Source organism: Frankia sp. CgJB1, assembly GCF_977947065.1.
Genome location: NZ_CDWTNB010000137.1, coordinates 1 through 10,924 on the forward strand (window position 1 = coordinate 1; position 10,924 = coordinate 10,924).

The 10,924-nt window shown below is 74.4% G+C and carries 7 protein-coding genes; 4 read left to right on the plus strand and 3 right to left on the minus strand.

From position 1 onward, the window contains the following. Positions 1-1,909, plus strand: a 1,909-nt coding sequence (locus AC08OT_RS14980; RefSeq protein ID WP_476602937.1) for a PD-(D/E)XK nuclease family protein, incomplete at its 5' end; no start/stop codon positions are given. Beyond that, on the plus strand, positions 1,906-5,298 hold the full coding sequence (locus AC08OT_RS14985; RefSeq protein WP_476592720.1) for an ATP-dependent helicase: 3,393 nt from the start codon (positions 1,906-1,908) through the stop codon (positions 5,296-5,298). The genes AC08OT_RS14980 and AC08OT_RS14985, both read left to right, overlap by 4 nt. Here AC08OT_RS14985 and AC08OT_RS14990 read toward each other — a convergent pair. Together AC08OT_RS14990 and AC08OT_RS14995 are read right to left on the minus strand one after the other, a co-directional pair. Beyond that, positions 5,256-6,047: an endonuclease/exonuclease/phosphatase family protein gene (locus AC08OT_RS14990; protein ID WP_476592719.1), complete on the minus strand. Its 792-nt coding sequence runs from the start codon at positions 6,045-6,047 to the stop codon at positions 5,256-5,258. The two genes, AC08OT_RS14985 and AC08OT_RS14990, sit on opposite strands and share 43 nt — an antisense overlap. Positions 6,048-6,075: 28 nt before the next feature. Continuing rightward, positions 6,076-7,434 (minus strand): PucR-like N-terminal domain-containing protein, encoded by a 1,359-nt coding sequence (locus AC08OT_RS14995; protein ID WP_476592718.1) that lies wholly within the window; start codon positions 7,432-7,434, stop codon positions 6,076-6,078. Between the two features lie 256 nt (positions 7,435-7,690). Between AC08OT_RS14995 and AC08OT_RS15000 the strand changes: the two genes are divergently transcribed. Further along, positions 7,691-8,992: a M16 family metallopeptidase gene (locus tag AC08OT_RS15000; RefSeq protein ID WP_476592728.1), complete on the plus strand. Its 1,302-nt coding sequence runs from the start codon at positions 7,691-7,693 to the stop codon at positions 8,990-8,992. Further along, complete coding sequence (locus AC08OT_RS15005; protein WP_476592717.1) at positions 8,989-10,335, plus strand: M16 family metallopeptidase; 1,347 nt, start codon at positions 8,989-8,991, stop codon at positions 10,333-10,335. Before AC08OT_RS15000 ends, AC08OT_RS15005 begins: the two co-directional genes overlap by 4 nt. Positions 10,336-10,384: 49 nt before the next feature. Here AC08OT_RS15005 and AC08OT_RS15010 read toward each other — a convergent pair. Beyond that, a partial coding sequence (locus AC08OT_RS15010; RefSeq protein WP_476602938.1) for an ANTAR domain-containing protein occupies positions 10,385-10,924 on the minus strand: 540 nt, incomplete at its 5' end.

The window sequence follows — 10,924 nt, forward strand, 5'->3', positions numbered from 1 at the left end:
CCTGCTCACCTCGCCGCTCGGTGGAGCGGACCCGGCCGGGCTGCGGGCGCTGGGCCGGGCGCTGCGCGCCTTCGAGCGCGACGCGGGGTCCGAGTATCCGGCGCCGTCGGCGGAGCTGTTGCGGGCGGCGATCGCCGAGCCCGACCACTGGCTGGCGACGATCCCCGACGACCTGGCCGGGCCGGTCCGGCGGGTCGGCGGTCTGCTGCGGACGGCCGGTCAGGCGTTGCGGGACTCCTCGGGCGCCCCGGAGGACGCCCTGTGGGCGCTGTGGTCGGCGAGCGAGTGGCCGGCGCGGCTGCGATATGCCTCGGCGGCCGGGGGCGCCGCCGGGCGCGCGGCCGACCGTGACCTCGACGCCGTCGTGGCGCTCTTCGATGCCGTCACCCGGCTGGGCCAGCGGCGCGGGCCGGGCGGTGGCGTCGCCTCCCTGGTCGCGGAGCTCACCCGCCAGCAGATCGCCGGGGACGTCCTCGAGCCGGCCGGGGAGTCCGTGCGCCGCCGCGGGGTGCGGCTGCTGACTGCCCATCGCGCCAAGGGGCTCGAATGGGAGGTCGTCGCCGTCTGCGGAGTGCAGGACGGCACCTGGCCCGACCTGCGGGAGCGGCATTCGCTGCTCGGCGCGGAGCAGCTCGACGCGCCGTCCCGGGGCGGGTTGCGCCCGCCGCTGACCCGCCAGGACCTGCTCGCCGACGAACGTCGGCTGTTCTACGTCGCGCTGACCAGGGCGCGGCGCCGGCTGATCGTCACCGCGGTGAACAGCCCCGAGGACGACGGTAGCCTGCCGAGCCGCTTCCTTGAGGAACTGGGTGTAGCGGTGGAGCATGTGCCCGGTCGCCCGGTCCGGCCGCTCACCCTGGTCGGCCTGGTCGCGACCCTGCGCCGGCTGGCGACGGAACCGGGCTCGAGCCCCGCGATGCGCTCCGCCGCGCAGGCCCGCCTCGCCGCGTTCGCCGGGGCACGGGACCAGGCGGGCCGGCCCCTGGTGCCGGCCGCGCACCCGGACACCTGGTGGGGGCTGCTCGACCCCACCACGTCGGATATTCCTGTCGTCCCGGTGGCCGGGCCGATCCGGCTGTCCGGCTCGTCGCTGTCGAGCATCGGCGCCTGTTCCCTGCGGTGGTTCCTCGAGCACGAGGCGCACGCGGTCACCCCGGCCTCGACCGCGCAGGGATTTGGCAAGGTGGTGCACGCCCTGGCGGACGAGGTCACGACCGGGCGGACCCCGGCCGACCTCGCCGCGCTCGACGCCCGGCTGAACACGGTGTGGCGGCAGCTGGACTTCGACGCCCGCTGGCGCTCCGATCAGGAGCGCGCGGCCGCCCGCGAGGCGCTCGCCCGCTTCCTGGACTGGCACGCCGCCGAGCGCGGTCGGTGCGTGATCGACGCGGAGGTCAGGTTCTCCTGCGACCTGCGGGTCGCCGGGCGGGACGTCCAGTTGCGCGGATTCATCGACCGGCTCGAACTGGACGAGGCCGGCCGGGTCCACGTCATAGACTTCAAGACCGGTCGGACCGCGGTCGCTCCTGCCGAGCTCGCCACCCACCCCCAGCTGGGCAGCTATCAGCTCGCCGTGCGGGCCGGCGCGCTCGACGATGTGCTCGCGGCCGCGGCGCCGGATCAGCCCCGGCCGGTGCCTGGCGGGGCGGAGCTCGTCCAGCTCCGGCGGGATGCCGGCGGTGCGGCGGCCGGCCCGCGGCTGCCGGGGGAGCGGCCTGGCCCGCCGGAGGTCCAGGCCCAGGATGCGCTGCCTCCCGACGGCGCGACCTGGATGGACGAGGTGCTCGACGCGGCGGTGCGCACCATCGACGCCGAGGCGTTCCGGCCGACGCCCGGCGACCACTGCACGCTGTGTACCTTCCAGACGAGCTGCCCCGCGCGGCCCGAGGGACGTCAGGTGGTCGAGTGAACCCGCGGGTGGAGCAGCCGGGCGCGGGCGCCCACGTGACGATTCCCCGCCAGCCGTTCCTGCCCGGTTTCGACGGCGGCGTCGACGGTGACCCGGCGGGCGGCGTCGCCGGTCCCCGGCTCGACCCGGATGACCTGCGCGACCTGCTGGAGGTCCCGTACACCGACGAGCAGATCGCCGCGGCCACCGCTCCGCTCGAACCGGGGGTCATCATCGCGGGCGCGGGATCCGGCAAGACCTCGGTGATGGCCGCGCGGGTGGTCTGGCTCGTCGCCACCGGGCAGGTGCGGCCCGACCAGGTGCTCGGACTGACCTTTACGACGAAGGCGGCGGCGGAGCTGTCCGGTCGGGTGCGGCTGGCGTTGCGCAAGGCGTCGGCCGGGGCGGGCCCGGGTGGACCGGCCGCGGACGGCGAGGTGGACGGGGAGCCGACCGTCGCCACCTACCATGCCTTCGCCGGGCGGCTGGTCGTCGACAACGCCCTGCGGCTGGGGCTGGAGCCGGACCTCCAGCTGATCTCCGGCGCGGCCCGCTACCAGCTCGCCGCCCGGGTCGCCCGTTCTCACGGCGGGAAGGTGGAGGCGCTGACACGTTCGCTGGGCGCGCTCGTCGGCGAGCTCGTCGCGCTGGACGCCGAGATGAGCGAGCACCTGGTCGATCCGGCGGGCCTCGTCGCGTTCGACGGCGCGCTGCTCGCCGAGATCGACGCGGCGCTGCGGCGCGCCGAGCAGCGGCGGGGCACCCGGGGCGTCCGCCGGGAGCTGCGCCGGTGCTCGGCCGCAGCCCGGGGGCGCCGGGAGTTGGCCGCTCTGGTGGCGGAGTACCGGGCGGCCCGGCGGGAACGCGACGTCCTGGACTTCGGTGACCAGGTCACCTGTGCCGCGAGGCTCGCCGAGACCATGCCGGAGGTCGGTCGGGCCGAGCGGGCGCGGGCCGGTGTCGTCCTGCTTGACGAGTACCAGGACACCTCGGTGGCCCAGCGGCGGATGCTCACCGGCCTGTTCGGCGGCGGGCATCCGGTCACCGCCGTCGGCGACCCCTGCCAGGCGATCTACGGCTGGCGCGGGGCGTCGGTGGCGAACCTCGACCACTTCCCCACGCACTTCCCCGGGGCCGACGGCACGCCCGCGGCCGTCTACGAACTGTCGGTGAACCAGCGCAGCGGCGGCCGGCTGCTCCGCCTCGCCAACACCGTCGCCGCACAGCTGCGGGCCCGTCACCGCGTCGTCGAGCTCCACCCGCGGCCCGACGTGGCTGAGCAGGGCGAGGCGGTGGTCGCGTTGCACGTCAGCTGGGCCGATGAGGTGGCCTGGATCGCCGACCAGCTCCGCCGGGTGGTCGACGCCGGCACCGCTCCCGGCGGCATCGCCGTGCTGGTCCGGGCCCGTGGCGACATCCCCGCGCTGTTTACCGCGATGCAGGCGGCCGGGCTGCCCGTCGAGGTCGTCGGGCTGACCGGGCTGCTCATCGTCCCGGAGGTCGCCGAGATCGTGGCCATGCTGGAGGTGCTCGACTCGCCGACGGCGAACGCCGCGCTCGTCCGGCTGCTCACAGGGCCGCGGGTGCGGCTCGGCCCCCGGGATCTCGCCGCGCTCGGCCGCCACGCGCGCGAGGCGGCGCGGGTCCCGGACCCGGTCGGCGATCCGGACCTGCCGGGACGGTCCGATCCACTCGCCGAGGCGGTCGCCGACGTCGACCCCGCCGACGTCGTCGCCCTGTCGGACGTCCTCGACGACCCCGGGCCGGAGATGTCCGCGCCGGGGCGCGTCCGGGTGCGCCGGCTCGCCGCCGAGATCGCCGCGCTGCGTGGGCACGTCGGCGAGGGCCTGCTCGACCTGCTGCACCGGGTGGTCGCGACGATCGGGCTGGATGTGGAGCTCACGGCGACCGAGGTGGCGGTGCGGGCCCGGCGCCAGGAGAACGTCGCGGCCTTCCTGGACGTGGCCGCGGGTTTCACCGATCCCGACGGCACGAACTCCCTGCCCGCGTTCCTCGGATTCCTCCGGGCGGCGCGGGAGCACGAGCGGGGTCTCGACGTCGCCGGGCCGTCCGGGGCCGACGCGATCGCCCTGATGACGATGCATCGCTCCAAGGGCCTGGAATGGGAGGTCGTCGCCGTCCCGAACCTGACCAGCAAGGTGTTCCCCGACCTGACCGTGCGCGACCAGTGGACCACCTCCCCGGGCGTGCTGCCGATCCCGCTGCGCGGCGACGCCGACGATCTGCCGGCGTTCACGGTCTCCGCCGAGAAGGCCGCCCTGGACGCTTTCCGGGCCTATGCCCGTCAGTACGCCGAGCGGGAGGAACGCCGGCTCGCCTACGTCGCGGTCACCCGGGCGAAGTCGCTGCTGTTCGCGAGCGGGCACTGGTGGGGACCCACCCAGAAGACCCCACGCGGTGCCTCGGTGTTCCTCGACGAGGTCGCCGAGCACGCCCGCACCGGCGGTGGGCGGGTCGACGTCTGGGCGCCGGAGCCGGCGGAGCGGACCAACCCGGCGCTGGCGACGCCGGAACGGTTCGCCTGGCCGATCCCCTACGAGCCGGAGCCGTACGCCCGGCGCCTCGCCGCGGCCGAGGGGGTCATGGCGCGGCTGGCCGCGCTGAGCGTACCGGGGGCGTCGGCGGAACCGGCCGGGGAACCGTTCGTCGACGATCCGGCCGGGATGACGGCGGCCGAGCGCGCCCTGCTCGCCGAGCTCGACCGGGAGGCCCGGCTGCTGCTCGCCGAGGAACGCGCGGCACGCCTCGCGCGGACCGATGTCGCCCTGCCGGCGAGCCTCACCGCGTCCCAGATCGTCCGGCTGCGCGCGGACCCGGAGGCGTTCGCCCGTGAGCTGGTCCGGCCGCTGCCGCGCCGTCCGGTGGCCGCGGCCCGGCGCGGCACCCGGTTCCACGCCTGGGTTGAGGAGATCTTCGACTACCGTGCACTGATCGACACCGAGGATCTGCCCGGCGCGGCCGACGCGGAGCTCACCGACGACGATCTGCGCTCGCTGCAGCAGGCGTTCCTGCGTACCGAGTACGGTGCCCGGCGGCCGTTCGCGATCGAGGAACCCTTCGAGCTCCGCCTTGCCGGGCGGATCGTGCGCGGTCGCATCGACGCCGTCTACGACCTCGGCGGCGGTCGCTGGGAGGTGGTCGACTGGAAGACCGGCCGGTCCGATGCCGACGATCTTCAGCTCGGGATCTACCGGCTGGCCTGGGCCCGGCTGCGGGGCGTCGACCCGAGCGCGGTCGACGCCGCCTTCCTGTACGTGCGCACCGGCGCCGTTGTCCGGCCCCCGACGTTGTCCGAGGAGGAGCTCGCTGACCTGCTCGCGAGTCCGAGCACCGGGCCCGCCGCGGGTCAGGCCCGCGGGTCGGCGAGGTCGACGGACAGCGCCAGGTGATCCGAGATGGGCACGCGGCGGGCCTGCACGGCGATGATCCTGCCTACCGGCCCGCGGGCCAGCACATGGTCGAGCTGCACCCGCGGGGAGTGCGCGGGGTAGGTGGGCGTCACCGCCAATCGGCGCCAGCGGGTGAGCGCGGCCGGTAGCCGGCCGGGCAGGTTCAGATCGCCCAGCAGGACCAGCGGCCCCGGGACGTCCGCGAGCCGGCGGGCCAGCCGGCGCAGTTGCACGGCGTTCCACCCCGGCACGAACGACAGATGGGTGTTGACCACCGTCAGCGGGCTCCCGGCCGACTCCACCCGCGCGGCGATCGCGGCCCGCGGCTCGTCGTCGAGCATGATCAGATGTCCCCGCCTGCCCGGACCCCCCGGTATCGCCATCGGGGACCGCACCGGCGCCCGGCCGAGGTCGATCACCCGCCACTCGCGGACGGGCAGCCGGCTGATCAGAGCGATGCCGTACGCCGGCTCGTCGTCCCGGCGCTGCCCGTCAGCCGGCCGCCAGCCCACGCCGGGCGTGCCGAAGATGGTGGGGACGAACCGCCAGTCGTCGTCGCCGGCTCCGATCACCGCCGCCGCCTCTGCGGCGAGGTCCAGCCCACCCGATCGTGGCTGGTCGAGATCGACCTCCTGGAGCCCGAGGACGTCCACGTCGAGAGCGGAGACGGCCGCGGCGAAGCGGGCGGGCTCGACCGTCCCATCCGTGAGCGACAAGCCGTGCATGATGTTGAAGGAGCCCAGCCGCACGCCTGGACCGTATCGGATGCGAGGTCCGTCACGGCCCGGGTGACCGACCCCGCACCGCCGCGAGACGGCGGGAGCCCGGGCCCCGGCCCTCGTCCGTGTCCTCGCGGACCGCGGCACTCACCGGGTCGGTGGCCACGTCCTCGGCGGCCCCGGCGCGCAGCACCAGTTCGAGATCGAAGCGGGTGTCAGGGTCCTCCAGGCATGGTCCGAACAGCTCGCGAAGCTGGTTGACCCGGTAGCGGACGGTCTGCGGATGGATGTGCAACCGCTCGGCGATCAGCCCGCGCTGACCCCGCAGGGTCAGCCAGTGCAGGAGGGTCTCGGCCAGCCGTTCCCTGGTCCGGCAGGGCAGCCCGTCGAGGGGAGCGAGCCGGCGGGACGCAAGGTCGGTGATGAGCCCGGGGTCGCTGGCCAGCAGCAGGGCGCTGAGATGTTCGTCGGTGAACAGGGGGTCGGCCGCGGCGATGCCGCGAAGCCGCCCGGCGCTCCGGGCATCGCAGGCGAACCTCGCCCGCGCCGCGCTCGCCGCCGCCTGCCCCCACGGCACGGCCGGTCCCACCACCGCGGCGAGCCCGGCGAGCTGTTTCGCCAGTGCCGCCCGGGTGGCCGCCCGCTCGGTCGAGCCGACGAACACCCAGATGTCTCCCCCCTGCACGGCGCGCGGGCAGCCCGAGGGCAACCGGGAGGGGAGCGAGCCTGCCCAGGGGTCGGCCTCGTGGTCGGCCTCGCTATCAGCCGGGTGGGTGCCCGGATGGCCGGCCGGGTGGGTGGCCGCGGAGCCGGTCGGGGCGGGGACGAGCACGGCGGCCAGCCGGCCGGGCAGCCGCACGCTGCCGGAACGGGCGACCTGCGCGATCGCCCTGCCGGTCGCGCCGGACAGCAGCATCTCGCCCAGCCGGTCCCACAGCCGCTCCAGTTCACCGGCCGCGGTGTACTGCTCGGACGCGTAGCCCTCGGCGGAGGCCGCGGAGATGCTGTCGATGTAGGCGAACATCATCTCGGCGAGGGACACCAGCGCCGGGCCGTCCAGCCCGCCGCGGCGGGCCGCCGCCTCCCCGAGGCGGCGCCAGGAGACGCGGGCGCCCACCCGGTAGGCGCTCAGCAGGTTGTCCAACGACCGTCCCGCGTACACCTCGCCGCGGCCGAGACGGACATAGACCTCCCGGCTAGCGGCGAGGTCGAGAGTGCAGTGGGGACCGGCCTCGACCAGGCTGAGGAAGCGGAACAACGCCTCGTCGACTCCCCGGCGCACCCCATGGCCGAACTTGCCCTCCAGCGGGCGCGCGTAGGCGGGAACCTCTCGGGCGATCGCGGCGATGATCTCTTCACCCAGAGCGTCGAACTCGGCGGCGAGGATCTCGCTCAGCCCGGCTGGAAACTGTCCCATGGGAACAGTTTGCCGCCCGACAGTCGCAATCTCCCGCACCTCGTCCTCTGGGCGGGCCGCCCGTGGCCGTCTGAGCGGGGCCGCCCGTGATCGTCGCCGGCGGCCGGCGGAATCGGCTCCGGGCGGGCCGGGGCACGGCCTCCCGTGGCCATGACTTGGGATGGGTGTCCTCTTCGCCACCGGCGCGGCCCGCCGGGCAGTAGCGTTGGCAACTGTGTCCCCGCCTAGAGAACCCGGCCCGGCCGCGTCCACCGCGATGAAGTCGGCCCTGCCGGCATCCTCCTATCCGATCGAGCGGACCCGGCTCGGTAACGGCCTGCGCGTGCTGCTCGCCCCCGACCACACCGCGCCGGTGGTGGCCGTCTCGGTGCACTACGACGTCGGGTTCCGATCCGAGCCTGAGGGCCGTACCGGATTCGCTCACCTGTTTGAGCACCTGATGTTCCAGGGCAGCGAGAACGTCGGCAAGGCCGAGCATCCGAAGCACGTCCAGGCCGCCGGCGGAATCTTCAACGGATCGACGCACCCGGACTACACGGACTATTTCGAGCTGCTCCCGGCCGGGGCGCTCGAACTGGCCTTGTTCCTGGAGGCGGACCGGATGCGGGCACCGAAGATCACTCGCCAGAAGCTGGACAACCAGATCGCCGTGGTGCAGGAGGAGATCCGGGTCAACGTCCTGAACCGCCCCTACGGGGGATTTCCCTGGATCAAGCTGCCGCCGGTCGCGTTCGACACCTTCCCGAACGCCCACAACGGCTACGGGGATTTCTCCGAGCTCGAGGCTGCGAGCCTGGACGACGCCGAGGATTTCTTCGACAAGTACTACGCACCGGGCAACGCCGTGCTGACCATCGTCGGCGACATCGACCCGGAGGAGACGCTTACCTTCGTCCGCCGGTACTTCGGTGACATCCCCGCCCGCTCGGTGCCGACGCGGGTGAGCTTCGCCGAGCCGGTGCCGAGTACCGAGCGCCGGGCGGTGCTCACCGACCCGCTCGCGCCGCGCGCCGCCTTGGCGGTCGGCTACCGGGTGCCCGACCCGATCGACGACCTGTCCACCTACCTGTCCTACTACCTGCTTACCGAGATCCTCAGCGACGGCGACGCCAGCCGGCTCGAACGCCGCCTGGTGCAGAAGGACCGTTCGGTCATCGGGGTGAGCACCTACCTCGGCACCTTCGGGGATCCGTTCGAGCAGCGTGACCCGCTGCTGCTGACCCTGGAGGCCCGCCAGTCCGAGGACGCGAGCGCGGACGCCGTCCTCGCCGCCGTCGACGAGGAACTGGCGCGGCTGGCGGGTGAGGGCCTGGCGGACGGCGAGCTGGAGCGGGTGCAGGCGCGGGTGGCGTCCTCGCTGCTGCGTGAGTCCGACGACGCGCTGGGACGGGCACTCGCCATGGCTGTGCACGAGCTGCAACGGGGACGTCCCGAGCTGGTGAACGAACTGCCCGCGGAACTGTCCGCGGTGACCGGGGAGGCCGTCGCCGCGGCCGCCCGGGCGCTTCTCGACCAGGGCCGCTCGGTCCTGGAGCTGCGTGCCGGCGCCGCCTCATGAGCGGCAGCGCGCTGAGCTCGACGACCATCCGGGCGGCGGTCATCCCGGCCGTGCGCCCGACCGTCCCGGCGGAGCTGCCGGCTGTCACCGACCACACTCTCGACAACGGTCTGCGGGTGCTGGTGGTGGAGCGGGCCAGTGTGCCCCTGGTCGAGGTGCGGCTGCGGATCCCGTTCGCCGGCGTCGGCGCCGTGCACCAGGCCCAGGCCGAGGTGCTCGCGGAGACGCTGTTCACCGGATCACACCGCTTCGACCGGGTGGGCCTGGCCACCGAGGTCCAGCGCCTGGGCGGATCGTTGTCGACCGGGGTCGACGCCGACCGGCTGTCCATCGTCGGTTCCGCCCTCGCGGTGAACCTCGAACCCCTGTTGGGAATCATGGCCGAGGTGCTCCTCGGTGCCACCTACCCGGACGACGAGGTCACCGGCGAACGTGACCGGATCGTCGAGGACACGGCGATCGCCCGCAGCCAGCCCGCGGTCATTGCCCGGGAGGCGCTGCTCGGCCGGCTCTTCGGTGACCACCCCTACGCCACCGGCATCGCCGAGCCGGAGACCGTCGGACAGGTCGGCCCCGAGGACATACGGGCCCTGCACACCGAACGGATCTCCTCGGCCGCCGCGATCCTCACCCTGGTCGGGGCCGTGCCGGCGTCGCGTGCTCTCGCGGCGGTCTCCGCCGCGCTCGGCGGTTGGACGGGCGGGCCCGCGCGGGCCGTCCCGCCGGTCCCGGCCCTCACCACCGGCCCGATCGTCATCGTCGACCGTCCGGGTGCCGTGCAGACCAACATCAGGCTGGGCGGACCGGCCCTGGGCCGCTCCGCGCCCGGATACCCGGCGCAGCGGCTGGCGAGCACCATCTTTGGTGGTTACTTCAGTTCCCGGCTGGTCAACAACATCCGCGAGGACAAGGGCTACACCTACTCCCCGCGCAGCTCGATCGATCACTACCAGGCGGGGTCACGGTTCACCGTCGCCGCGGACGTCGCCACCGAGGTGACCGGGCCCGCGTTGCTGGAGATCTTCTACGAGCTCGGGCGGATGGCGGTTCTACCGCCCAGCGAGGAGGAGCTCGACGCCGCCCGCCAATACGCCGTCGGCACGTTGGCACTGGGCAGTGCGACCGCCGCCGGTCTCGCCTCGACGCTGTCGGCGCTGGCCGGGGCCGGGATCGGGGTCGAGTACCTGCGTGATCACCCGCGTGCCCTCGCCGAGGTCGGCGTGGGCGACATCCAGGCGGTGTCGGCGGGCCTGCTCGCCCCGGCAAAGCTGATCACGGTGCTCGTCGGGGACGCGGCCAGGATTTCCGCGGCCGTGGGGGCACTGGGCATCGTCGCGTCCTGAGCATCGGGCCCGTACCAGTCCCCGGGGTCCCGGGTCCGGCGGGGCGTGCTCAGTGCCTGGTGGAGGTGGGACGCGGGGGCGCGGGGCGGGGCGCGCCGCCGCCGGGGCTCGGTGCCGGTGGTCCACCGCCCGGTGGGTTGCCGCCGCGCCCACCGAGCTCGCCCGGTAGCACGGCGCGTGGGTCGCCCACCGAATCGACCACCTGCCGAGCCAGATCGTGCACCCTGCGTCCCATTCCGCGAGCGGTGCGCCGCAGCCGCTCGAAGGCCTCCCGCGGGCGGATGTGGTTACGTTCGGCGAGGACCCCGATGGCCTGTTCCACGATTACGCGGGAGGCCAGCGCGTGTTCCAGCTGGACGACGGACAGCCGGAGCTGCTCGACCTCGCTCAGGTCACGATCGGGGCGGCGGGGCCGGCCGGGCGGGGCGAGATCCTCGGCCAGCAGATCGGCGAGCACCATTGCCGAGAGGAGGTCGCCGACCGGCCGGATCTCGGCTCCGGGACCCTCCACGACCCACCCGGCGGGAGTACGTCGAAGGCGCATGTCCGAGGGGGTCCGCCGGGGGCCGGTTCCCGCCCCGGTCCCGCC

What these genes read in the sequence shown, in the direction of transcription:
- AC08OT_RS14995 (WP_476592718.1), bottom strand. Translation starts at nt 7,434, where the DNA reads ATGGGACAGTTTCCAGCCGGGCTGAGCGAGATCCTCGCCGCCGAGTTC.
- AC08OT_RS15000 (WP_476592728.1), top strand. Translation starts at nt 7,691, where the DNA reads ATGAAGTCGGCCCTGCCGGCATCCTCCTATCCGATCGAGCGGACCCGG.
- AC08OT_RS15005 (WP_476592717.1), top strand. Translation starts at nt 8,989, where the DNA reads ATGAGCGGCAGCGCGCTGAGCTCGACGACCATCCGGGCGGCGGTCATC.